This is a genomic window from Psychrobacter sp. CX90 (genome assembly GCF_057396305.2).
On sequence record NZ_CM182008.1, the window covers coordinates 2,895,039 to 2,918,376 of the forward strand.

21 protein-coding genes are annotated in these 23,338 nt (G+C 41.6%); 9 read left to right on the forward strand and 12 right to left on the reverse strand.

Annotation, left to right across the window (positions count from 1 at the left end; genetic code table 11):
• The first annotated feature begins 119 nt into the window (after window positions 1-119).
• Window positions 120-944, forward strand: a complete 825-nt coding sequence (gene dapB, locus AC2SLN_RS11525) for a 4-hydroxy-tetrahydrodipicolinate reductase (RefSeq protein WP_486550108.1) — start codon at window positions 120-122, stop codon at window positions 942-944.
• Window positions 945-1,259: 315 nt separating this feature from the next.
• Here the strand turns inward: dapB and def are convergent, their stop codons facing one another.
• The 6 genes from def to erpA all read right to left on the reverse strand — a co-directional run bounded on the left by def (window position 1,260) and on the right by erpA (window position 7,574).
• Window positions 1,260-1,790: a peptide deformylase gene (gene def, locus AC2SLN_RS11530; protein WP_486530688.1), complete on the reverse strand. Its 531-nt coding sequence runs from the start codon at window positions 1,788-1,790 to the stop codon at window positions 1,260-1,262.
• Between the two features lie 507 nt (window positions 1,791-2,297).
• The gene (locus tag AC2SLN_RS11535; protein WP_486530687.1) at window positions 2,298-2,540 is read right to left on the reverse strand and encodes a GlsB/YeaQ/YmgE family stress response membrane protein; all 243 of its coding nucleotides are present in this window, start codon (window positions 2,538-2,540) and stop codon (window positions 2,298-2,300) included.
• Between the two features lie 445 nt (window positions 2,541-2,985).
• Complete coding sequence (gene mpl, locus AC2SLN_RS11540; RefSeq protein WP_486550110.1) at window positions 2,986-4,512, reverse strand: UDP-N-acetylmuramate:L-alanyl-gamma-D-glutamyl-meso-diaminopimelate ligase; 1,527 nt, start codon at window positions 4,510-4,512, stop codon at window positions 2,986-2,988.
• Window positions 4,513-4,717: 205 nt separating this feature from the next.
• The gene (locus tag AC2SLN_RS11545; RefSeq protein ID WP_486550111.1) at window positions 4,718-5,242 is read right to left on the reverse strand and encodes a disulfide bond formation protein B; all 525 of its coding nucleotides are present in this window, start codon (window positions 5,240-5,242) and stop codon (window positions 4,718-4,720) included.
• Between the two features lie 35 nt (window positions 5,243-5,277).
• On the reverse strand, window positions 5,278-6,855 hold the full coding sequence (gshA, locus tag AC2SLN_RS11550) for a glutamate--cysteine ligase (RefSeq protein ID WP_486550113.1): 1,578 nt from the start codon (window positions 6,853-6,855) through the stop codon (window positions 5,278-5,280).
• Window positions 6,856-7,241: 386 nt separating this feature from the next.
• Window positions 7,242-7,574, reverse strand: a complete 333-nt coding sequence (erpA, locus tag AC2SLN_RS11555; RefSeq protein WP_486530683.1) for an iron-sulfur cluster insertion protein ErpA — start codon at window positions 7,572-7,574, stop codon at window positions 7,242-7,244.
• Between the two features lie 370 nt (window positions 7,575-7,944).
• Here erpA and AC2SLN_RS11560 point away from each other — a divergent pair, with 370 nt between their 5' ends.
• The 6 genes from AC2SLN_RS11560 to AC2SLN_RS11585 all read left to right on the forward strand — a co-directional run bounded on the left by AC2SLN_RS11560 (window position 7,945) and on the right by AC2SLN_RS11585 (window position 13,557).
• Entirely contained in the window at window positions 7,945-9,951 is a 2,007-nt protein-coding gene (locus AC2SLN_RS11560) for an ABC-F family ATP-binding cassette domain-containing protein (RefSeq protein ID WP_486550114.1), read from the forward strand.
• Between the two features lie 92 nt (window positions 9,952-10,043).
• Window positions 10,044-11,057: a DnaJ C-terminal domain-containing protein gene (locus tag AC2SLN_RS11565; RefSeq protein WP_486550115.1), complete on the forward strand. Its 1,014-nt coding sequence runs from the start codon at window positions 10,044-10,046 to the stop codon at window positions 11,055-11,057.
• 85 nt (window positions 11,058-11,142) lie between these two features.
• Window positions 11,143-11,472, forward strand: a complete 330-nt coding sequence (locus tag AC2SLN_RS11570) for a chaperone modulator CbpM (protein ID WP_486550117.1) — start codon at window positions 11,143-11,145, stop codon at window positions 11,470-11,472.
• 374 nt (window positions 11,473-11,846) lie between these two features.
• Entirely contained in the window at window positions 11,847-12,380 is a 534-nt protein-coding gene (locus AC2SLN_RS11575) for a DUF2058 domain-containing protein (protein ID WP_486550119.1), read from the forward strand.
• A gap of 183 nt (window positions 12,381-12,563) precedes the next feature.
• Window positions 12,564-13,208 (forward strand): AzlC family ABC transporter permease, encoded by a 645-nt coding sequence (locus AC2SLN_RS11580; protein WP_486550218.1) that lies wholly within the window; start codon window positions 12,564-12,566, stop codon window positions 13,206-13,208.
• The gene (locus AC2SLN_RS11585) at window positions 13,198-13,557 is read left to right on the forward strand and encodes an AzlD domain-containing protein (protein WP_486550120.1); all 360 of its coding nucleotides are present in this window, start codon (window positions 13,198-13,200) and stop codon (window positions 13,555-13,557) included. The genes AC2SLN_RS11580 and AC2SLN_RS11585 overlap by 11 nt, the downstream gene beginning before the upstream one ends.
• 99 nt (window positions 13,558-13,656) lie before the next feature.
• Here the strand turns inward: AC2SLN_RS11585 and sstT are convergent, their stop codons facing one another.
• The 3 genes from sstT to AC2SLN_RS11600 form a co-directional block, all read right to left on the reverse strand.
• A complete protein-coding gene (gene sstT, locus AC2SLN_RS11590) occupies window positions 13,657-14,865 on the reverse strand; it encodes a serine/threonine transporter SstT (protein WP_486550121.1) in 1,209 nt (402 codons plus the stop codon).
• 274 nt (window positions 14,866-15,139) lie between these two features.
• Window positions 15,140-15,715 carry a DNA polymerase III subunit chi gene (locus AC2SLN_RS11595; RefSeq protein ID WP_486550122.1) on the reverse strand — a complete coding sequence of 192 codons (576 nt, stop codon included), beginning with the start codon at window positions 15,713-15,715 and terminating at the stop codon, window positions 15,140-15,142.
• A gap of 236 nt (window positions 15,716-15,951) precedes the next feature.
• Complete coding sequence (locus AC2SLN_RS11600) at window positions 15,952-17,607, reverse strand: leucyl aminopeptidase (RefSeq protein ID WP_486550123.1); 1,656 nt, start codon at window positions 17,605-17,607, stop codon at window positions 15,952-15,954.
• Between the two features lie 423 nt (window positions 17,608-18,030).
• Between AC2SLN_RS11600 and AC2SLN_RS11605 the strand changes: the two genes are divergently transcribed.
• Both AC2SLN_RS11605 and AC2SLN_RS11610 read left to right on the forward strand, forming a co-directional pair.
• On the forward strand, window positions 18,031-19,632 hold the full coding sequence (locus tag AC2SLN_RS11605; protein ID WP_486550125.1) for an LptF/LptG family permease: 1,602 nt from the start codon (window positions 18,031-18,033) through the stop codon (window positions 19,630-19,632).
• Window positions 19,629-21,062 carry an LptF/LptG family permease gene (locus AC2SLN_RS11610; protein ID WP_486550126.1) on the forward strand — a complete coding sequence of 478 codons (1,434 nt, stop codon included), beginning with the start codon at window positions 19,629-19,631 and terminating at the stop codon, window positions 21,060-21,062. The genes AC2SLN_RS11605 and AC2SLN_RS11610 overlap by 4 nt, the downstream gene beginning before the upstream one ends.
• Before the next feature lie 215 nt (window positions 21,063-21,277).
• Here the strand turns inward: AC2SLN_RS11610 and AC2SLN_RS11615 are convergent, their stop codons facing one another.
• From AC2SLN_RS11615 to AC2SLN_RS11625, 3 genes are all read right to left on the reverse strand, one after another.
• Entirely contained in the window at window positions 21,278-21,886 is a 609-nt protein-coding gene (locus tag AC2SLN_RS11615; protein ID WP_486550128.1) for a class I SAM-dependent methyltransferase, read from the reverse strand.
• A gap of 45 nt (window positions 21,887-21,931) precedes the next feature.
• Window positions 21,932-22,624, reverse strand: a complete 693-nt coding sequence (locus AC2SLN_RS11620) for a phosphoglycolate phosphatase (RefSeq protein ID WP_486550130.1) — start codon at window positions 22,622-22,624, stop codon at window positions 21,932-21,934.
• Between the two features lie 148 nt (window positions 22,625-22,772).
• Window positions 22,773-23,273, reverse strand: coding sequence for a DUF4385 domain-containing protein (locus AC2SLN_RS11625; RefSeq protein ID WP_486550132.1), 501 nt, complete (start codon window positions 23,271-23,273; stop codon window positions 22,773-22,775).
• Window positions 23,274-23,338: the final 65 nt, after the last annotated feature.

Here is a 23,338-nt window from a genome sequence, read left to right on the forward strand (position 1 = left end):
TATGACAAGGCGGAGCATGGTTTAGTAATATAGCCGTGTTTAGAATCGTGCTATTATTAAAGGGAGTTGTATAAAAATAATCTAATCACACATTTTATAGACAGTGTATCAGGAGTATTATGACAAAAACGGCAGATAGAACAGTTAATATTGGCATCATCGGAGCTGGCGGTCGTATGGGGCGAATGCTTATTGAAGCCGTCATAAACCACCCCCAAACCATACTGAAAGCAGCCATTGATCGTAGTGGCTCAAGCTTAATTGGCGTCGATGCTGGCGAGCTTGTGGGACTGGATAAAAATGGCATTGTTTTGAGCGACAATTTAGAGGCTGAACTGAGTAAGATAGATGTGCTGATTGACTTTAGTTTGCCAGATGCGACAGAGAAGAATCTACAACTGTGTGCTGAGCATCAGGTAGCCATGGTCATTGGGACGACCGGTCTAAGCGAGGCTCAAGAAGCAGTGCTAGATAGTGCGAGTACGCAGATTCCCATCGTATATGCAGGCAACTATTCAACAGGGGTTAATGTCTCGCTAAAACTGATTGAGATGGCAGCCAAAGCCTTCGGTAATACTGCTGATATTGAGATTATTGAAGCTCATCATAAGCACAAAGTAGATGCGCCATCGGGTACCGCTTATATGATGGCCAATGCGGCAGCAACTGCTCGCGGTCAGATTCTAAAGGACGTGGCATTGTATGGGCGTGAAGGTCAAACAGGTGAGCGTAAACAGGGCAGTATTGGTATTCATGCTATTCGAGGTGGCGAAATAATTGGTGATCACAGTGTTATGTTCATCGCTGATGGCGAAATGGTGGAGATTAAACATCATGCGCGCGAGCGTATGACCTTTGCTGCTGGTGCTGTACGTGCTTCTACTTGGATTGTTGAACAAGCGGCCGGTCGTTATGATATGCAAGATGTGCTGGGTTTAAAATAAAGATTATATTAACTGCTTGAGCAGCCGTTTATCTAAGTGCTATATCTTGAATTAAAGGATTTGGACTATAGTCAGCGAACTACTAAACGGTTACGACGTTAACCTCGTTAAGCCTACTCCAGTAGTACTTGCACTCGGTTGCCTTGTAACCATTTTAGACTTCTTTGACTATATCTATAGTAAGCGTCAAACAGTAAGCGCAAAACGATCCGTTCTAAGCAAAGAAACACCCTTTAACGATTGGTTAAAGGGTGTTTTTTTAACCTCTAGCTTTCTCATCATGTCATGCAGTAAAAAGTTAGGGTAGCTGGTTCATTATACCTTAACTGACCCAGTCTCTTTCTCGCGCATTTTAAGCGCTTTACGCACTTTATCACGAGCACGAGTCTGCTTTAAGCGGGATAAGTAATCAACAAAAAGAACCCCGTTGAGATGATCCATTTCGTGCTGAATACAAATGGCAAGTAGGCCTTCCGCTTCTTCCTCAAAGGCATTACCGTCTCTATCTAATGCCTCAATTTTTACTTTTGTAGGGCGCTCAACGGAATCATAGACGTCAGGTACTGATAAACAGCCTTCTTCATACGGCTTTTTATCTTCGACAAGCGGGGTTACTTTGGGGTTAATAAACACCCGAGGATTATCATTATTTTCTGATAGATCCATGACAATCAACTGAATATGACGATCCACTTGTGTTGCTGCCAAACCTATGCCCTTGGCATCATACATAGTCTCAATCATGTCTTCGATGAGCGTCTTAATATCATCATCAACCTTCTTAACAGGCTTAGCAATGGTACGCAAACGAGGATCGGGATAACTTAAAATTGGTAATAAAGCCATAATGAATCACATAATTATTAAAAATGAGTAAGAAACACCGTTTTTTAATGATAATAAATTTATTGAGTTAAGGGCACTCTTAAGCCCAATACCTTATTATAAATCATACCAAGAGATAGTGCTAAACGAAACTGGCAATCTAACTTAGTTACTTGTTAAGTGATCGATGTCACTAAAAAAAGTAACTTGACAGACAGCGGGGCTATCACACTCACACTGCGCGAAGTTTAACGCGAATTTTAATAAGGAGTTTAATCACTTTTACTCAATAATTGACGCTTAATAAGTGGTGTTTCGTAAAAACGCTAGTCTGACGTATATAATAAAAAACGGACCTAATTGCTTAAGTCCGCTTTTACTGAGAGCATTTATTAAAAGTGAGAGCCTATTGTGAGCCTATCGTCATTATACCTTGGGGTTGTATAAACAATATAGATCTCTCTAAGTAAGTAAACACTAAACATAGTTAACAATCGCTAACCATAAATCTAACCATAAATAAAGTTATTAACGTTTGCTCATCAATAACTCATATATAAACAATAGAATAATCGCACCAATTACTGAAAAAGCCAGACCCATGAATCCGCCATCCGCATTGAAACCAAGGGCGCTTGCAATGAAACCACCGACAAAAGCCCCTGCAATACCAAGAATGATGGTCATAATCCATCCCATTGCATCGTTACCAGGTTTAATCGCTCGAGCTAATAAACCTGCTACCAATCCTACAATAACTGTCCAAATCATGTCGTATCCTTATTTATATAATTTATATATGTTATCACTTAAATATATTTATTTATATCAATGTTTATAGTATGCAATATTCTCATAAAGAGATAAGCCTTAATTGTTATTCATGTACATCGTATGTGATAAAATAAAAAAAATCGATACCAATTGGCTAATTTTGTTTATTGGAATGTATACTTTGTATTAAATTGTGTACATTGACACTTTGATTGACACGTTGAAACACAGATAAGATATAAGTTTATTTTTTTAAATTATTAAGATGTGTTAACTACCCCTTAATTTATCAGCTATTTTGATCTCTTTAGTCTAACTTAGTAGAATTGACAGCTTATAATAGGGTGAACTGTGTTATTAACATGAGTTTACTTTCATAAGACGAGTATAAGACCTTTAACAGAGGTTAATCGCTATTGGAGCTCTTCTACATAATTAACCCTTAAAAAGCTTCTATCATTCTTTGATGGATATTTTCAAAACCACCATTAGACATGATAATAATCGCCTCATCTTGCCCTGATGTACCAACTTTAGCTGTAAGGTAGTCTATAATCTGCTGCGTATCATTCATAACATGTTGTGTATTGTTTATACCAGAGGCCATGTTGATAACGTCTTTTAATCCCCACTCTAAGCCAGCAGGCTCATACCATATAACCTCATCAGCAAGCATAGCAGATGCCGCTAAACTATCCTTGTGCACACCAAGTTTCATGGTATTACTTCTCGGCTCTATAATGGCCCATATTTTTGAAAGTTTTAGCTTCTTTTTTGCACCATCTAACGTAGTGGTAATGGCTGTCGGATGATGGGCAAAGTCATCATAGATGCGAACTTGTGTTGAAGACGTTTGAGAATCATGAGTTACCTCAAAGTCGCCAATCAACTCCATACGCCGCTTAATACCTGCAAACTGTGATAAAGCATGGCACGCATCTTCAACAGAAATACCGACATCCACTGCTGCTGCCACCGCAACCATAGCATTTTCAACATTATGGCGTCCGCTCATACCCCAGTTAACGTCGCCGCTGGCCATACTGCCCTCTGCTGGGTTAAACGTGATTTTAAATTGGCTGCCATCATCACGAATTAACTGAGCTTGCCACTGGCTAATGGGGCTATCATTAATAACTGTATTAACTGAGCTATCAGGTGAGTTATTGCTATCCACAATTTGAGTACGCCAGATCGGCGTCCAACATCCTTTATCAATAGTCGCTTCTAGGCTTGGCGTTGCAGCGGGCATAATGATTTGGCCATCACTTGGTATCATGCGAATCATGTGATGAAATTGAGTTTGAATGGCGTCTAAATCTTTAAAAATATCGGCATGGTCAAACTCAAGGTTGTTTAAAATCGCAGTACGGGGGCGATAGTGAACAAACTTAGAGCGCTTATCGAAAAAAGCAGAGTCATATTCATCCGCCTCGATCACGAAATAGCCACGCTTACTGTCAGTATTGCCTGTGCCTAAACTTTCTGCGCCTAAATAGCTACTATGCGCAAATGCTCTAGACAGCCTTTCGTCATCGCTATCGACTAAGGGCACACCACCAATTAAGAAGCCTGTATCAATGCCACAATATTGTAATATCCAAGCCAACATTGTGGTTGTAGTGGTTTTCCCGTGCGTACCAGCAACGGCTAATACATGGCGTTTTTGTAGCACATGTTCAGACAAAAATTGTGGGCCTGAGGTATAAGGAATGCCCGCATTAAGCATATACTCAACCGCCTCAATGCCGCGTTTCATAGCATTTCCAACAATTACAAGATCTGGTGCTGGCTGTAGATGGGTAGCAGGATACCCTTCTTGAATGGTCACCCCGGCACGCTCAAGTTGGGTGGACATTGGTGGGTAAATACCAGTATCTGAGCCGGTTACGGTATGCCCCAAGTCACGGGCTAGTAATGCCAGTGAACCCATGAATGTGCCACAAATACCTAAAATATGAACGTGCATGAAACCTCTTATGTGCTAAATTTAGTGATAGCCAAATGCAAGATAAACAGTGATGCTGTTAACTTCATTAAGCCTACAATGGTAGTGCTTATCATCGGTTGCCTTGTACCTTTTTTATCTGGCTTCGACTATATATATCGATATCGTTAAGGGTGGTGTTAAAAAATTTTCGGTCTTATCGTAATTAGTACTACGCGTATTAGGATTAGGAAAAAGAAAAGGGGCGATTTTGTAAAATACGCTTTAGTAATAATACGTTCATGATAAGAAGAAAGCTGAAAAAAATCAGAGACTGCTCAGGAATACTCATTCCTAGAAACTGCCAATCAATAGTAGCGCATTCGCCAGAGCCTGCTAGGACTTGGTTAATAACTTCTTGCATAGGCAGGGCGTCTAGCCAATAATCTAAGCCTGGACCACATGAGGGCACTTGATCAGGAGGTAGGTGCTGGAGCCAGACATGACGAGCGGCTACACCAGTTGACCACAAAATACCTGCCATAGATCCTATCCAAAGCAATATACGTAGCCCTGTTCTTTTTGGATTTAAAGTGAACGCTATAAGGGCAAAAAGCCCCATTACCATAAGACCAATACGCTGAAATATACAAAGAGGGCAGGGCGCTAAACCTTTGAAGTTTTGTAAGAAGACGATGGCAAACGCCATGCCTATACAGGCAAAAAATACTAAAGTAAAATTTAGACCTCGATAGGATAAAAGACGCTGCATACTAAGTATTCCTAATAGTTAAAAGCCAATAGCGCTTAGCGATACTGTTGAATATAATCATAAAAGGACTGTGTGTCACTTTGCTCGATATCTCGCTGTTGTATCCAAGATTTCTCAGCCAGCACTTCGTAGTTCGCACGGGTTTTTGGACTCAATGTTTTATCCATCAGGGTATCACGGTGCTGTTGAGCGAGGAGTTGACCCAACTTCCACGTGCTCCCCAGCTCTTTGGTATCCGCAATAACCTGCGCTGATAGCGTGGCCTTTGGATAGGCAGCTTTGCCCAGCATCAGGGTCACTGCAACACGGTAATTATTACCACCATATTGCGTATCTAGCAGGGAGGCATACGGTAGCATGGCTTCTAAGTGATCTTGCATCCACGAATGGAAGCTTATTTCGCCTTCTATCGTGTTAATTTTTAAATCTGGCTGACGGCCATGATTAACGACCAGCTCTTGGTTATCCGCTAGCAAAGCGTTTTCTTCAGGCATCAATTCTGGAGAATCTGATAGCAGACAGTATAGAGCCAACACCTCTAAGAAGCAGGCCGTTGATAAACGAATACCAATATTGCTATAAGGATCTAAATCAACTGCTCTAAACTCCACATAGGCGATGCCACGAGTTTGTAAGGCATGACTTGGGGTTTCTCCAGACTCAGTAATTTGTTTTGGCCTGATTGGGCTGTAGTATTCGTTTTCAATTTGTAAAATGTGATCATTAATTTGAATCGGATTGCCATCTTTGTCATCAATACCAAGATTGCTAAAGCCTTTAAATGGCGTATTGACAGCACTTTGTAGACCTTTGACATACTCAGGCAATGAGTTGTAACGGATATCTAATTGGTCTTGCACACTGTTGGTATAGCCAAGCTTACCCATACGCAAACTTGTCGCATGAGGTTTATAATAAGTGGCTTTATTTAATAGCGTTAAGTCGTGGTCACGTCCTGCCAAAAAACAAGGACACACTGAAGGGCTCGCACCCGTCAAATAGAGCACTAAGCTGCTCATCCGTTTAAAGTTACGAATAAGCCCTAAATATTTTGTGTTTTTAAAGTCAGTTAGCGAGGTTTGCTGCTCTATATTAGGCGAATTATTTCGCCAAGCAGAAAATAAATCATCGCTAAAGGATAGATTATAATGTAGCCCCGCTATGGTTTGCATACGGCGACCATAACGCACGCCAAGCCCATTGCGATAGAGAGTTTTTAATTTGCCGACATTTGAGCTACCATAATCAGCTAGGGGAATGTCATCGTCATCTGAGGAAAGCATGCAGGGCATAGATAATGGCCACATCAGCTCACCTTCTTCTAGAGATTGATATACCAGAACATGCAAATCACTCAACATTTTTAGTGTTTCTGTAACGGTAGATTTGGGCGATGTAATTAGCTCAAGTAGGCTTTCAGAATAGTCGGTAGTGATGTGTGGATGGGTTAGCTTAGAGCCTAGAGACTGAGGATGAGGCGTTTGTGCAAGATAACCATCGGGTTGCATCCGTAAACCTTCTTTTTCAATGCCTCGTAACATCCCGGCTAGATGTTGGCTGGTTAACCAAGAAGGCAGAGGGCATTGGTTTTTTGGGCTTTTTACGTCACTCATACAATAATCTCAAAGTCGTTTTAACACATCGGTTTGGGGATGTTTTTTTAATCTCTTTTTTTGGCTATTTCGGTATAGAGATGTCTTTTTATGATCTTAAATAGGGTCTTTAAACGATTAAATTAGTGTAGCTCAAACCCCTAAAAAAATCATGCGCATTTACCAAAGTCCGTCAAATCATTGTAAGATAGGCAATACTAGAGATAAAATAGCCCCTACAAAATATTAAATAGGATGTGTAGTGGCTATTTTATACAGAGTTGTTTAGGAATGAAAGTTAGACGTCACATTAGGTTAGGTAGATGGATGATATAATGAACTTGAGGTTTATATTGGACTTAATGCCAGTGCTATGATTTTTATTGACACTTTTTAACTTAAATCGGTTAAATTGAGAAAGATGACCCACAACCACACGTCGTGGTAGCATTTGGATTACTAACGATAAAGCGCGCTCCTTCAAGGCCTTCAGTATAATCCACTGTTGATCCTTCTAAATACTGATAACTTAAAGAGTCAACCAGTAAGGTAACATCCTCATTTTCAAAGCTAGCATCATCTTCTCCCACCTCATCTGCAAAGTTAAACCCATAAGAGAAGCCAGAGCAACCGCCACCAGTGACGTACACTCGTAGCATTAGATTATTGTCGCCTTCTTCATCACGTAATTTACGCACTTTTTTTGCAGCACTGTCTGTTAATGTAATCGTTGGTGTCATATTATCCTCGCGAAGCGTAAAACTTGCACTTAAGGTTAAATGAAGTTATTCATCATTTTACGTAAATTCCATACTATTAGTAAGGCTTAATACCTTAAGACATATGGACTTAACAACTTCTAAAGCTATTTAATTCTGGGTTACTCAGTATAGCATAATGAGGCATAATGCTTGATTTTCAACAGCACGTTAACAACTAACTCGATATACTGTTACCTAAAATGACAGTATTGTAGGGCTTTATCAATAATGTTCAGCAAAAAATTGTTAGGCAAATAAATAGAAGTTACCTAGCGCAGCCAAGTCTTAGCAAAATTACCCTTATTATCCTTAATATTCACCAATAAAACGATTAAAGCGATTTATAAACATGATTGAGTTTAACCAAGTTAGTGTCCGTCGAGACGGTCGAGTTTTATTTTCAGATGCCACATTTCAAATTCACCCAGGTCAAAAAGTAGGATTGACGGGCAATAATGGAACAGGAAAGTCTACCTTATTTGGTGTATTGTTAACCTATATGGGCGAGCATAGTGAAGATGAGCTAACTGTAGATGCTGGTAATGTTAGCATTCCAAGTGGTTGGGATGTGGCGCATATGGCGCAAGAAGTTGAAGGCAGTGATCAACCAGCCATCGATTACGTCTTAAGTGGCGATAGAGAGTGGTACGAGTTAAATGGCAAGATGATGAGTCCTGATACTCTTAGCGATAATGAGTTGGCACATTTATACCAACGCTTTGACGATATTGATGGCTATCGCACGCCTACTACAGCTGCCCAAATTATGTCTGGCCTTGGTTTCAAGACCAATCAGCACAACTTGCCTGTCAATGACTTCTCTGGCGGCTGGCGTATGCGGCTTAATTTAGCAAAAACACTGATGAGTCGTGCGGATTTATTATTGCTTGATGAGCCAACCAACCATTTAGATTTAGATGCGATTTTATGGTTAGAGGAGTGGATTGCAAAGTTTGATGGCACGGTGCTGCTTATCTCACATGATCAGACGTTTTTGGATGCCACTATTGGATTTATATTACACGTCGAGAATCAGAAAATAACGCTCTATACAGGTAACTACTCTCAGTTTATAAGGACGCGTAGTGAGCGTTTGGCTCAGCAACAACAAGCCTTTGAGAAGCAAGAAACCACCCGAGCCCACCTTGAGGACTTTGTGCGCCGTTTTCGGGCAAAAGCGTCAAAAGCTAAGCAAGCACAAAGTCGATTGAAACAGTTGGAACGTATGGCTGATTTATCGCCTGTTATGGCGGATAACCCATTTAGCTTTCAATTTTATGAACCGAAGCACATGAGTTCGCCATTGATATCGCTAAAGTCAGCAGATATTGGTTATGGCGATTCAGTCATTGTTCAAAATGTCAGTTTGCAAATTACGCCAGACACACGTATTGGCTTATTGGGTATGAATGGGGCAGGTAAATCCACCCTAATTAAAGCTTTAGTTGGCCATTTAGAGCCTTTAACAGGAACCTACAAAACGTCTGATACCCTTGATATTGGTTACTTTAACCAGCATCAAATGGATAGTTTGGACGCTGAAGCTACCCCAATGATTATGTTACGCCGTTTGGCAGGTAAAACGCCTGATCCACAGCTGCGCTCATTTTTGGGTAGCTTTGATTTTAAGGGAGACCGCATTGATACGCCCAGTAAGCTGTTTTCAGGTGGGGAACGTGCACGCTTAACCTTGGCGCTTATTGTTTGGCAAAAGCCGAACGTGTTGGTGCTGGATGAGCCAACCAACCATTTAGACTTACAAATGCGACAAGCATTAACGATGGCATTGCAAGGGTTTGCTGGGGCTGTGGTACTGGTTTCGCATGATCGTGAGTTGATTGCAAATGTGTGTGATGAGCTATATTTGGTGCATGATGGTCAGCTTAATGAGTTTACCGGTGATGTATCTGACTACGGGAAATGGCTATCTGAACAGCGCAAGTCTGAAGCCAAAGAGGCGGCGAAAGAGATAAAGGATGCCAAAGCTGCTACCGCTGCTGAAGATCTAGCGGCAAAAATTGCCTCAGAAAAAAGGGCTAAGGCCGCAAAAAAAGAAAGTGATTCTGGCGCTAGTCCGCTAACTAAAGAAGAAAAACGAAAGCTTGCTGCTGAGCAAAGAAAGCTGACGGCGCCTATTCGCAAACGCATTGAGGCGACCGAACAAGAATTAGAGAAAATAGCCAATGGTTTAGTAGCGTTAGAGGAAAAACTGGCCGATACTGGGCTATATGATGATGCTCGTAAGGACGAACTTTTAATGCTCTTGGATAAACAGAAAACCTTACTACAACAGCAGGATACCTTTGAAGAAGCGCTACTGATTGCAATGAGCGAGCTTGAAGAGAAGGAAGGCTGAGCAGTGGGCGGGTAAAATGACTTTAATTTCGCCCAGAAGCCCTAATAATAAAGTTACTAGAGAATAAGTATTCGTCGATAAAGGACATAACTATGGCAGAAAAAAGCTATTACGATATTTTAGGCGTCAGCAAAGATGCAGATGCAAAAGAAATCAAAAAGGCCTATCGTAAACTGGTACGCAAGTATCATCCTGATGTCAGTGATTTGCCTGATGCTGATGAGAAAATTGCTGAAATTAATAACGCCTATGAAACGTTAACGGATAAGGAAAAGCGTGCCGAATATGATGCCCTCGAGTCAAGTCCATTTGGCGGTCACGGCGGCTTCTCAGGTGGGTTTGGAAGCACGGGTGATGCAAGTCAAGGTGGTTTTAGGTGGGAAGATATTAAAGATCAGTTTGGCGAAGGTGCTCCTTTTGGTAGTGGCAGCTTTCGATTTGACGATATTTTTTCAGCGTTCGGTGGGGGCGCCTCTCAATCATCTAATAGAAACGCTCGTCAGTCAGGTTTTGATTATTTTGGAGATGGGTTTGAGGATGCCAGTGCAGCATCTGGGCAAGATCAGCATGCAGAAATTACCGTTACGCTCGACTCTGTCTATAGTGGGGATGACTATAGTATTAAGCTCAATGTACCCAGACGCCAAGCAAACGGTAGCGTGACTCAAGAACAAAAAACCTTAAAAATAAAAATCCCCAAAGGTATTACTGAAGGCAAGCAGATTCGACTGAGTGGTCAAGGGGCGGCTAGCCTTGGTGGTGGCAAAAATGGAGACCTTTTCTTAAAAGTAACCATAGATCATCCAGATAATATTCGATTAGAAGGTGCTGATGTGTATCAAACCGTAAACATAACCCCGTGGGAAGCCGCTTTAGGCGAGAAGATAAACGTGGAGACGCCAGCCGGCACGCTGGGAGTATCCATTCCAGAAAATAGTAAGTCAGGAAGTCATTTACGTATAAAAGGCAAAGGCATACCTGCAAAACAAGCAGGAGACTTATATTTGACCTTAAACATCGTCAACCCTCCCATTACCACTGAAGGCCAAAAAGAGATGTTTAAAGCGTTAAAAACAAGCTTTGCGGGTACAACAATAAAACGTTAATGAGGCGTTCTTAGTCGTTTTAGATGAGTAAATAGACTGCATCACAAACTAAGCTAAGACCTGTAAGAATAAAAGGATATGCACTATGCAAAATTCTACTGAATTTACCGATATTATCTTAACGTTAGATGAGCTCATTGCTGCTTGTGGTCAGGAGCCAAAGTGGGTTATGGAGCTAATTGAAGAAAACGTCATTGAATATGATGTACCAAATGTAAAAAAATTCACAGGATATCAGCTTGCTACGGTGCGCCGTGCGTCACGTTTAAGCCGAGACTTTGATGCCAGTGTCCCTGCTATTGGATTGATACTAGAGTTATTAAATGAAGTTGAGCAGTTAAGGCAGTTTAAACGTCAATGGGAAGCACAAAACCAGATGACTGACATCATTGATGCAGACTGGGATAAAAAATAGCAGTTGCAGAATCATAGCTTCCCAACAGGTAAATAAATGTTAAGGACTTGAAAGGGTTATGAGACTTTTTTCTAAGTGGATTAAAGTCTCGATTTATTAGGGTGTATGCTTATTGACAGTCATTTACATTGAGTGTGCCAAAAACGGCCAAACGCAACAAAACCAACCAATTAAGTCTTTGAGCAGCATTCGTTTTGCTTAATTTGCTATATAGCCTAGCAAAATTTGCTACTGTATATTGTTCAAGGTTATGAGCTAATTTTTAGCTTCGTTCAAAAGTAATTCTTAGGAAACTGATTCTTATACATTAACTCTTAACACACTCACTCTTAATAAATTGATAGTTATTAAGGGGTTATTTAGGTAACTTGATTATGGCAAAAAATGCCCTACAGGCGCAGCTGCTAAAAGCGGGATTGGTCGATAGTAAAAAAGCCAAAAAACTAAGCAAACAAACTCAACATGCGAAACGTACAGGTGATGCTTCAGTGACTGCGGTAAAAAAAGCAGTGGCAGACGCTCAAGCCAAAAAACTTGAGAAAGACCAGCGGCTAAATGAACAAAGACAACAAGCCCTAGAGCAGAAAACGCTCAGAGCGAATGTGGTACAGATGATAAAACAGCATCAGATTACTGAAACCCAAGGTGATGTTGAATATCAATTTGTCGATGACTCAAAAATTAAGAAAATTTATATTACCCAAAAGTTATATGATCAAATCGTAGCGGGACATGTGGCTATTGCACGTATGGAGTCAGGTTATGCTCTCTTGCCAAGACCGTTAGCAGAGCGTATCAATACAAAAATGGAAGGCTTTATTGTTGTGTCTAATGACAAGTCAGATGAGACGCTTGCCGATGATGATCCTTATGCGAGCTATGTCATTCCAGATGACTTAATGTGGTAGTTTGCCATGGCAATGGCATCACTCTTTTATTGCTGTAGTAACTCGTATACATGATACCCCTCACTTTTTTCAAATATTTTAAAATATCGAATACTGTCAAGGAACTACGTGGATACGGACTCTGATCAACAATACTCTGAGCATAAGTGGGTAGAGGGCTTCACAAAAAGCATGCCAGTGGCAATGGGCTATCTGCCAGCTGGTATTGCGTTTGGCGTACTCGCACAGGTTGCAGGTGTTCCTATATGGGCGACCATCATGCTGAGCGTTGTGCTTTATGCAGGTGCAGCGCAATATGCCTGCTTACCTATGCTAAGTGCCGGCTTGCCTATTGGCAACATTGCCACCAATATTGCCGCAATTAATCTGCGTCATGTCTTTTATGGTATGCCCCTTTTAAAATATTTACCGACCAATACATTCGCCAAAACTTACTGTTTATTTGCGCTCACTGATGAAACATTTTCACTGCTGACCAGCTTACCTGCGGAGCAACGCCGCGCATTAATATTACCTGTGAGTTTTTTTAATCAGAGTTGGTGGGTGCTCGCATCGGCAATTGGGGTCATGATAGGCAGTACGCTTAATGACCTTGTTCCCCACTTAGATTTTGCCTTGGTTTGCTTATTTGCCATTTTGGCTTATGAGCAGTTTCAAAGTATCAAACGTTATTTCCCAATTGCCATTGCTGTGGTTGCCTTAGCAATAGCGTCAATTTTTACGAGTAAATGGGTGTTATTAGTGGCAATCACATTCTGTATGTTAGTGATTTTAGCGCGTGGTCTAATGACACAGCATAGCGGGTTAGGAGACAATAATGACCAATAGTTATCTGCTATTTGCTACCCTTGCAATGGCTGCCGTAACCTTTATTATTCGTGCTACCCCTGCATTGATACCCAAAAAAATACTCGATACACCGTGGTTGCATCGCCTCAATGAAAGCCTACCGCTCTCGGTCATGACGCTACTCATTTTGACCAGCCTCTCTTACCAAGACTTGTCTATCGGAACCCGAATTGGGAGTGCCGAGCTGCAGTTATTGCTGGCGCAAATTGGTGCTTTGTTGATCGTGTTATTGATTTACCATGTTAGCCGCCAGTTATTAGTCAGCATGGTGGCTGGCATTGCCGCAATTAATGGGTTTCTGTGGTTGTTTGGTATGTTCTTTGGATAGGGATGCGCATCTCAGCTCAGAGACATTAAAGCCCTTGTCGTGACTATCGACAAGGGCTTTAATTCATATCAGAAACGGCTTAATAAAACCTAAAGTGACTTACGCATTACGAGCATATTTCGGATCAGCAGCTGCGGTAAATAATACGTCAGTTGATGAGTTTAATGCGGTTTCAGCGGAATCCTGAACCACACCAATAATAAAACCAATCGCAACCACTTGCATAGCAATATCATTTGGAATACTAAATAAGCTACACGCCAGTGGAATAAGCAGTAATGAGCCACCTGCTACCCCAGAGGCGCCGCAAGCACTGACAGTAGCAACAATACTAAGTAGCATTGCTGAGCCAAAGCTAACCTCAATGCCCATAGTATGCGCAGCAGCTAAGGTTAATACGTTAATAGTAATGGCCGCACCGGCCATGTTTATGGTGGCACCTAAGGGTAGTGTCACTGAATAGGTATCTTCATGTAGCCCAAGTTTTTTAGCTAAGTTCATGTTGACAGGAATATTAGCGGCTGAGCTGCGCGTGAAAAAAGCCGTAATACCTGATTCTCGTAAGCAAGTAAATACCAGTGGATACGGATTTTTACCCGTCTTAATGGCCACAATAATGGGGTTAACAACCAAAGCGATAAATAGCATAGAGCCGACTAGCACAGCAAGAATACGGGCATAACTTGCTAACGCTGCAAAGCCTGTCTCGGCTACCGTATTAGCAACTAAACCCAAGATACCAAGCGGTGCAAACGCAATAACGATTTTAACCACCTTAGAGATGGCTTCAGCTAAGTCGCCCACCATAGTAATGGTGCTAGCAGATGCCTGACGTAGGGCAAAACCAATCACTAATGCCCATGCTAATATACCCATATAGTTGGCGTTAGCAATAGCGTTAACTGGGTTGGCAACCAAGTTCATGAGTAGTGTAGTCAGTACTTCTTTCAAACTAGCAGGTGGCACTTGTTCAATAGTACTTTGAATTAATACCAACTCGGTAGGGAATATAAAGCTGGCAGTAACGGCTGTGAGCGCGGCCAAAAATGTGCCAAAAATATACATAATAAGTACTGGCTTGACGTAAACTTTGCCACCAATTTGATGTTGAGAGATGGCAGCCATAACCAATATAAATACTAAGATAGGTGCCACCGCTTTTAACGCACCGACAAACAAGGTGCCAAGCAGCCCAAGAGATAGTGCTAAAGAAGGCAGTAACCACCCGATCAAGATACCGAGCACCAGCCCAATAATAATCAGGGGTACAAGCCCAATGCGTTGATACATAGTAATGATTGCTTTCATGAGCGCTCCGAAAACTTGATAGGTCAACAACAAAGCTGTTGGTGAGTAATGTCGAGGTTAGTGGTTGGGTTAAACCTTGCGAAAAATGTAAACGTTATTAAAATAATAGCATGCTGCTTAAAGGGCCAGTGACAACAAGCGAGGGTAACAGGGTATCGGTTTAGAATTACCTTGCCCTATACTGGTATGGCCGCTAAAAGTCTCACTAATAGCCAATTAAGTGCGTTGATTATACAAATCTTGAGCCTTAGGGCAAGCTAAAAATATAATGGGTTTAATCAATGGGGTAATAAATTAGCTCATAACCAAGGTTACGATAGTATCTGTATTTGTCTCGACCCTGTTGTTTGCTGGTGTCATCTGGGGTAATGATTTCTAGAATGCGTTCAGGTATAACGCCATCATTATTTGGTAAGGATAACGCTGTTGCTGCAAGATTAAGCACCACACCATCAAAGCCCTGAGGCAATGTTGATACAAGACTGACGGGCGCTTTCAACATTGAGGCCTGCAATGTTTTTGTAGTAGTAGCTTTAGGGTCTATAGGGTGCGTGCTACCCTCTGTTTTGGAAGATAAAGAGTGGTTGGCTGGGTCTGATTGTGATTGAATTAAGTGATGCGGAATAAAGCCAGTAGGATCAAATTCCCAGAGTCGTTTATCAAGTTGCTGTAGGCGCTCGCTGTTGTCATCAACAATGACCATACTGTGTTCGCTTTTTTTGAGTATGGTCTGGGTAAGTTTACATACAAAATTGAGCACTGCCTCAGCATTGACAGCTGAAGCAGTGGACTTAGCAGCGTCGTCATGAACCACATAACGCTCGCCTAAAACATAAAAGCTAATTTGCATAATTTTTTACTCAATGCTTACTCAATATTGGCCTTTCTTTTTTATGTCTAATTAAGGCGTGCCCTCATTAACAAGAACCAACATTTAGGGGCTAAAAATGGCTATATTCCCATCAAACTGCGTCTAATTTCTAGCTAATCGGGTTATATTTTCTTCGAAATCATTCGTGTTTGATGAGAATCTATTTTATTTTTAGCCTAATAATCTAAATGAGGACACTTCTAAAGAAAGGTCAGTTATTTAGTAGCCTTGTTTTTTAGATACTGCATAAATAATGGTACAGGCCGACCTGTTGCCGCTTTTTCTTTACCAGATTTCCACGCGGTGCCTGCTACGTCGAGATGTGCCCAAGCTTGACCGTCTTCAATAAAACGAGATAAGAAGCAAGCGGCAGTAATTGAGCCAGCGGGACGACCGCCAATGTTTTGTATATCTGCAAATGGCGAATCAAGTTGAGACTGATAGTCATCATCCATAGGCATATGCCAAATTAAATCACCTGATTGAGCACTGGCATTTTCAAGGTCAAATAGGACATCTTCATCATTGCTATAGACGGCTGAGCGCACATGACCTAAGGCAATAACGCACGCTCCTGTTAATGTCGCTACATCAATAATAGCGCTTGGATTGTAGCGCTGCACGTAGCACAGCGTATCGCACAGTACCAAGCGGCCTTCGGCATCGGTATTTAGAATTTCAACCGTTTTACCATTCATGGCAGTGACAATGTCGCCTGGACGAGTGGCATTACCTGCAGGCATATTTTCGGCACAGGCAAGCGCACCAATCACATTGATTGGCAATCGGGCTTCACAAAGTGCCTTGATTGTGCCAATTACGGATGCGGCACCGCCCATATCAAATTTCATTTCATCCATACCAGCGCCCGGCTTGAGTGAAATGCCGCCAGTATCAAAAGTCACGCCTTTGCCAACCAATACGATAGGTGCATCTGTATTATTAGTTAATTCAGCTTTGCTTGTTGCTTTTTTAGATTTTCCTTTAGCAGATTTAGTTGGTAATTTATCAGCCACAACTTTTAGGTTAGTGGTTAAGGTATTAGCTAGGCTTGAACTCCGGCTTGAGTCAGTATCAAGCTTGGATTTACCTTGATATTCTAAAATAACCAACTGTCCTTCACGCTCTGACCCTTTAGACACAGCTAAAAAACAATTCATACCTAGCTTGTCCATCTCGCTTTCGCCAAGTACGGTTACTTTTAATAAGTCAGGATATGCCTTAGCCAACTCTTGCGCTTGCTCAGCGATGTAAACAGGGAAGCAGATATTGCCTGGCTCGTTTGCTAGATCACGAGTTAAAGACTGACCATGGTATACAGCGGTGGCATAATCTAATGTGGTTTGCTCTATACTATTAGACACCAGTGTCACTTCGGTTAGTTTTGATTCTGTTTTTTCAGACTTATACTTATCAAAGCGGTAGCTTGCGTTTAATAGCTCTAGTGCAAATTGCTGTGATTGATCTTCTGTTAAAGCATTACCTAGAGCAATCGTTAAGCTACTAACACGCTTATGCGTATTGTTATAAACGGCACTGGCTACTTTTTGTATATTGCTAGTACTTAATTTCTCAAGTTTGCCCACACCAACCAGCAATAGCTGTAATGGTGCATTTTTAGCATCAGAGCCTAATGCAAAGTCGGCCACCGTATCGCCCAGTTTGCCTTTAAAGCCTGAAGCTGCTATTAAATCTGTAATGCGGCTTTGATAAGCATCAAGAATGCCCTTATCACTGCCGAGTATTTGAGTATTCTCGTCAACAAAGACAATCAAACATTGTGAGTGTGTGTCAACCGATACGGATTTTTTTAAACGTTTCTTTGTTGTAGCTTTGGGTAAAGTGCTGGTGAGAGATAATGTTAAGCTCATAATTATTCCTTATTGTTTATTTACTAACTGTTAAATGAGGGCGTTATACGTTCTATATACAATAATTGACTACTGTTTGTCTTATTAGGTTTGCTTACTTATTGTTTAGTTTATGTTTACTTAGCCGTTTGCTACGGAATGCTTATTATTAACTAACTCTTTACTACTGATTATATGCGATTTAATGGCTACCTGAAGGTTACTTAAAGATATCTCTTAGGCTGCTTAGTTTAACATATTGAGATAGGCCTTGTTGAGGCTCAGCCATCATTGTGGACTGCACTATCACAATAAAAACGTGCTAGGATAAGCACCTATATTGATATCATGCTACTGTTCAGCAGCTATATTTAGTTTATATTATCTACTTTAAATGATTGATTAATTTATGATTCGAGTGTTCCTGTGATTTTACGCCGATATATGACCCGACAAATTGCCTCAACGACCGCACTGGTGCTAGGGTTTTTAGTAGTGCTCTTACTTGGCGGGCGTATGATTCGCTATTTTGGTATTGCCGCTGAGGGTCGTCTTGACGTTGGCTTGTTGTTTTCCATTATTGGCTACAATCTGCCTTATTTTCTTGAACTGATACTGCCATTATCCTTTTTTATTGGTTTAATGTTGGTGTTTGGTAGACTTTACGTTGATCATGAAATGGCAGTGCTAAATGCAAGTGGCGTATCACGTGGGCGGCTTGCCAGATTAACCACACCGCTTATTATTTGTTTATTTGTTTTAGAAGCAGGTCTGTCTTTATATGCTAAGCCGTGGGGTGTCAAGCAATCCGAAACGATCTGGCAGCAACAAGCACTTACCAGTGCTTTTGATTTAATTCGTCCGCAGACATTTATCAATAGTGAGGACTATCATCTGTATGTAGGCGGTATGAATGAAGACAGAACTGAGTTGCAAGATGTGATACTGATACAAACAGCTGACGAGGCTCAAAATGCCGGCTCGGAAGCCAGCCGTACCCAAGACGCTAATCAGAATGCAGCAATATCAGCATCAGTATCAAAGGTTACTGCTGCTAAAAGCATTGTAGAAGAGGGAGATAACGCAACGAGTAATACGGCAACTGCCACATCACAGGAGGGAGTGGATAATGCCATTTCAGCTATTCCTAACCCTGTCACATCCGTTGAAGAACAACTAAACGGTGCGACACTCGATAATACTAAATTAAAGGTGCCTCAATCAGACGTTGCCAATACAAAACTAACCAATAAGACGAATAAAGCGGGTACGAGAGATACGATTGTATTAGCCAAGCGCGCTAAGCAAGTACAAGGCGCAGATGACAGTAGTAAAACTCAGCTTGATCTGTATCAAGGCCGACGTTATGAGATTGGTGCAGATAGTTTGGTTTATAACCAAGTGAGTTTTGAGCGTTATCGGATTAGTCTCAATAAGCCGCCCTCAGATACAGTTACTGATGATAATGTGGCTACGCAGTCGCTTCCAGTGTTATGGCAAGCAGCAACTGGTCAAGCCTCCTTGCCACTAATAGCGCCTGCCGATGAGACGACAGCTGCTGAGGCTGGTCGACAAGATCAGAGAAGTTCACAGCAGCAAATGCTCCCTGCTCAAGCGGAGTTGGGCTATCGTTTATCTCTGCCTTGGCTGATAATTATTGCCCCTATGTTGGCGGTGCCTTTGGCGCAAGTAAGGCCAAGACAGGGGCGCTGGTTGCGTTTATTACCTTCTATCATCATTTATACCAGCTGCGCTTTGGTCATTATGTCTCTTAAAACGTCGGTGGCTAAAGGTAGTCTTTCCGTGTGGATGTATCCTTTGGTTATTGTTGCCTTTATGATTTTGGCGCTTTACCTCAACTGGGCTAGTCGTATTCATCATAGGGTGCGTTTTGGTTTAGGTCAAAGAACCCATCGTCACAACCTATCCGACAAGCTACCCAAGCATAAAAATGATAACGACAAACAAATCAATAACACCAAGAATAATGATACCAAGAATAATGACATCACGAGTAATGACGAGACGACGGGAGGGCAGTCATGAGTGCAACTAGTCGTGTTACACGACACACTGCAAAGGCTGGCTCAGCAAAGCCTAGCAAAATACTGTCTCGCTACGTCAAAAAAAATGCCTTATTTGCCATGTTGTTTGCGGTTTTAGGCCTTTGGGGCTTGCAAGTGGTTTTCTCTTATTTAGCAGAGCTTGAGAATTTTTCTGACACTTATACTTATATCGATGCATTAAAATACATCCTCTATCGTTCGCCATATTTTTTAGAGCAATTCATACCCACCGGTGCGTTATTAGGGGCGGTAGTGGGGTTAGGATTACTTGCAAATAACTCTGAACTTATAGTCATGCGGTCAGCGGGCGTCAGTATTTATCGTATCGTGGCATGGGTGTTACAACCAGCATTTATATTTGTGGTAGTGGCACTCGCAGTAAACCAGTATGTCTTACCGCACACCAATCTAATGGCTAATAAGATTCATGAGCCTGATACAAAGCTATTAGCGTCTGTGAATGGCTATTGGACCTTACAAACAGACTTTTTACAGACTGACACGCCTAATACTGATACGCCTAATAAGGAAGCAGAGGACAAGGTTGAGCCATCAATTGGCGACGCCTTAGCTGGCAGGGCATTGGGTAGTACTATCGTATTTATAGATTATGCGGATGCTAATGGTAATATTGGCGAAGTAAAGCGCTGGCATTTAGATGGCAATAATAATCTAACCTTTGTCTCCAAAGCCAGTGGTGGCACTTACTTACCTGATGCTAAAAACAATGCTATAGAGAATTCTGAAAAACAGTCAAAACATTCAAAACAGTCTAATGATGCTAATAGAAAATTGGCTCAATATCAATGGCAACTCAATGATGTCTCGACGCTTGAGCTTGCCGACAGAGCAGCGATTAAGTCGCCAGAAACACTTGAGGCAGTCGATAGCTCAGTTCAGCCTAATATAGCGAATACGGACACAGCTCGTACAATTAGCAATGCAAAACAGTCTGCAGCAATTGTGCTAAATAAAGAGCCTCTAGTCGCTCAGAAAAATGCGCTAAGCGATATTATTTCGCTACCAATTGCACCAAGCTCAGTGTACTTGCTGACTCGCCGTGCTGAGGACTTATCACTAACGCAGCTTTATGCACACAAGCGTTTTAATGCCTCGCAAGGCACCCGCTCGCTTGAACATGAGTTGGCATTTTGGCAAAAACTTTTGTCGCCTTTTGCTATTCTCTCGCTAGTGATTGTTGCTTGTTCTTTCGTATTTGGATCACTACGCACGCACAGTCTCGGGTTACGCATTGTGGTGGCGTTACTATTCGGGTTGCTGTTTAGCTATATACAGGATCTAACTGGATTTATCTCATTGGCGACAGGGGTATCACCCTTGCTTATGGTCATACTTCCTATAATAGGCAGTACTTTATTAGGCTTTTATCTGATTAAACGGCAGCAATAACGTTATATAGTCAGCGAACTACTAAACGGTTACGGCGTTAACCTCGTTAAGCCTACTCCAGTAGTACTTGCACTCGGTTGCCTTGTAACCATTTTAGACTTCTTTGACTATAGTAAAGCTCACTCAACCAAAATAGCTAAATCAAAGCCGACAAAGCCCTCCTTTGGATTGAAAGGAGGGCTTTTGTTATTCGTGGAGAGGATGTACTTCTTAATTTACTCCTTAATGGCGCGAGTAATGGTATATGTCTTGCCTTGCTTTACTTTATCAGCATTACCAAATACTTCGGTAAATGCACGCTTCATAAATTGACGTAAACCATTAATAGTGACCACATAGAAGCGCCCACCTGTGCGCAATTTGCTGTAGGCGTCTAGTAAGTACAAATAATGTTGCTCTTTACCAACTTTGGCGGGCAGGTTAGACAGGACTAGGCTAAAGTCTTTGTTCGGGTCAACGTGGTTAAAACCATTGGATAAATGAACATCAACATTGTTAAGGCCATTCTTTACACAATTACGGCGTGCATAGTCTACCGCCATAAAGTCTTTGTCTATAAGGGTGTGTTGACCTTGTGGGCATTCTCTGGCTGCTGTCATCCCTAACACGCCATACCCACAGCCCAAATCAATTGAGTCGTCATCGGTTTGAAAGTCCACATAATCAAGTAGCATTAAGCTGCCTGCATCTAGTTTTTCGGGCGAAAATATGCCCCACGTGGTGGTAAAGTGCATAGGTGTACCCAGAACATCTTGAGTAAATGCAATGTCTTCACGCCATGTCTGGGCTTTATCTAACAGGTCGGCAGGGGGTCTGTGAGTCATAATGTGGCCTAGAGGGTTTGTTTTAAAAGGAGGCTATAACCAAAGTTAAGAATAGTGTCTAATTATCCAATCTACCAAGCTTTGAAAGTCATTAAATGCCTCAGTTGGGTTAAAGTCACGAATATCTTGACCATAATTATACCCGTAAGACAGTCCCAAAGTATCAATGTTGGCGTTTTGCCCTGCTAATATATCGTTTTTTGAGTCGCCAATCATTACTGTTTGCTCAGGTCCGACGTTTAAGGATTTACAGACATGTAGCAAGGGGGCGGGGTCAGGCTTCTTAGTGGATAGACTATCGCCACCCAATACCTCATCAAATAGCATTTGCCACCCAAAAGACTGCAAAATTTTAGGCACAAAGCGAATGGGCTTATTGGTTACTAAAGCCAGTATAAATCCAGCCTCTTTTAACTGTTTAAGTCCTGAGTCTACATCAGGATAGGCGACTGTTTTGCTACCACTAATTTTGGTATAAGCCTCAAAGAAAACAGACTCAGCATAGGCAGCCTCATCTTCAGTTAATTGCCCTTGAGCGACATTAATATCGCCAACTAGTGCACGTTCTACCAGTAGACGTGAGCCATTACCGACCCAATTGCGGATAACGTCTATGGAGTAGGTCTCTTTGCCAAGTGTGGTCAGCATATCATTTACGGCATCCGCCAAATCAGGCACGCTATCTATCAAAGTACCATCAAAGTCAAAGATAAGGAGTTGTTTTTTTAAAGGGGTCATAAATGCCTCAAAGTGTTATTATTTTTTAAGGATGTCTTTATATAAATCAGCTTTTTATACAGGGCTTCTTGTATAAAGTCATTTTTATAGCATGATTTTCGAGACATATTTTTTGGTAAAAAGGTGGGGTGCTGTTAGTTCTCGAAAACTATTCAATGTCTTTATACTTATCACGGTGTGCTTTTTTCATAGCAAGATAGGTTTTATTCTCTCGGCATAAATCCCATTTTTCCTTAAAGATACGTGCGGATTCAGCCTTAACGGAATCCTCCTCTTGACGCGGTAACTCTTCTCGGCCATGCGCACCGCTTTGGCCTTTTTTATCGTCAGGCACTGGGCCTTTATATTTCTTACCGCCTTTGTGATTGGCATAACGGCGTGCCCGAGTATAGCCCATTTGGATAAACTTGCGCGCCATATCTGCACCCACAAAGTCGTTATTAACTAAGTAATCCAAAAACATCTGATAAATAATATTGCTGCTTTCTTGCGCCACATCAGGGGTCGCAAAACGCCAATGCGGCAGAATTTCTGATTTATACGGCTCAACGAGTAGCACCCCTTGTTCACCACGGCCCACACGGTAAAGTTCGGGATGTTCACGAAGGTTTAGGTTCTTATAATCTAGGCTGTAGTCAAATTCACGCATAGGCATAGGCATAGGATAAGTAAGATAGGAGTTAAGTTTAGAATTTAACGCCAGTATAAACGTTA

What these genes read in the sequence shown, in the direction of transcription:
- AC2SLN_RS11545 (WP_486550111.1), bottom strand. Translation starts at nt 5,242, where the DNA reads ATGCAGCGTCTTTTATCCTATCGAGGTCTAAATTTTACTTTAGTATTT.
- AC2SLN_RS11615 (WP_486550128.1), bottom strand. Translation starts at nt 21,886, where the DNA reads ATGACTCACAGACCCCCTGCCGACCTGTTAGATAAAGCCCAGACATGG.
- sstT (WP_486550121.1), bottom strand. Translation starts at nt 14,865, where the DNA reads ATGAAAGCAATCATTACTATGTATCAACGCATTGGGCTTGTACCCCTG.
- AC2SLN_RS11560 (WP_486550114.1), top strand. Translation starts at nt 7,945, where the DNA reads ATGATTGAGTTTAACCAAGTTAGTGTCCGTCGAGACGGTCGAGTTTTA.
- AC2SLN_RS11570 (WP_486550117.1), top strand. Translation starts at nt 11,143, where the DNA reads ATGCAAAATTCTACTGAATTTACCGATATTATCTTAACGTTAGATGAG.
- gshA (WP_486550113.1), bottom strand. Translation starts at nt 6,855, where the DNA reads ATGAGTGACGTAAAAAGCCCAAAAAACCAATGCCCTCTGCCTTCTTGG.
- AC2SLN_RS11600 (WP_486550123.1), bottom strand. Translation starts at nt 17,607, where the DNA reads ATGAGCTTAACATTATCTCTCACCAGCACTTTACCCAAAGCTACAACA.
- AC2SLN_RS11575 (WP_486550119.1), top strand. Translation starts at nt 11,847, where the DNA reads ATGGCAAAAAATGCCCTACAGGCGCAGCTGCTAAAAGCGGGATTGGTC.
- AC2SLN_RS11535 (WP_486530687.1), bottom strand. Translation starts at nt 2,540, where the DNA reads ATGATTTGGACAGTTATTGTAGGATTGGTAGCAGGTTTATTAGCTCGA.
- def (WP_486530688.1), bottom strand. Translation starts at nt 1,790, where the DNA reads ATGGCTTTATTACCAATTTTAAGTTATCCCGATCCTCGTTTGCGTACC.
- dapB (WP_486550108.1), top strand. Translation starts at nt 120, where the DNA reads ATGACAAAAACGGCAGATAGAACAGTTAATATTGGCATCATCGGAGCT.
- AC2SLN_RS11580 (WP_486550218.1), top strand. Translation starts at nt 12,564, where the DNA reads ATGGGCTATCTGCCAGCTGGTATTGCGTTTGGCGTACTCGCACAGGTT.
- AC2SLN_RS11595 (WP_486550122.1), bottom strand. Translation starts at nt 15,715, where the DNA reads ATGCAAATTAGCTTTTATGTTTTAGGCGAGCGTTATGTGGTTCATGAC.
- AC2SLN_RS11620 (WP_486550130.1), bottom strand. Translation starts at nt 22,624, where the DNA reads ATGACCCCTTTAAAAAAACAACTCCTTATCTTTGACTTTGATGGTACT.
- AC2SLN_RS11610 (WP_486550126.1), top strand. Translation starts at nt 19,629, where the DNA reads ATGAGTGCAACTAGTCGTGTTACACGACACACTGCAAAGGCTGGCTCA.
- mpl (WP_486550110.1), bottom strand. Translation starts at nt 4,512, where the DNA reads ATGCACGTTCATATTTTAGGTATTTGTGGCACATTCATGGGTTCACTG.
- erpA (WP_486530683.1), bottom strand. Translation starts at nt 7,574, where the DNA reads ATGACACCAACGATTACATTAACAGACAGTGCTGCAAAAAAAGTGCGT.
- AC2SLN_RS11605 (WP_486550125.1), top strand. Translation starts at nt 18,031, where the DNA reads ATGACCCGACAAATTGCCTCAACGACCGCACTGGTGCTAGGGTTTTTA.
- AC2SLN_RS11565 (WP_486550115.1), top strand. Translation starts at nt 10,044, where the DNA reads ATGGCAGAAAAAAGCTATTACGATATTTTAGGCGTCAGCAAAGATGCA.
- AC2SLN_RS11625 (WP_486550132.1), bottom strand. Translation starts at nt 23,273, where the DNA reads ATGCGTGAATTTGACTACAGCCTAGATTATAAGAACCTAAACCTTCGT.
- AC2SLN_RS11585 (WP_486550120.1), top strand. Translation starts at nt 13,198, where the DNA reads ATGACCAATAGTTATCTGCTATTTGCTACCCTTGCAATGGCTGCCGTA.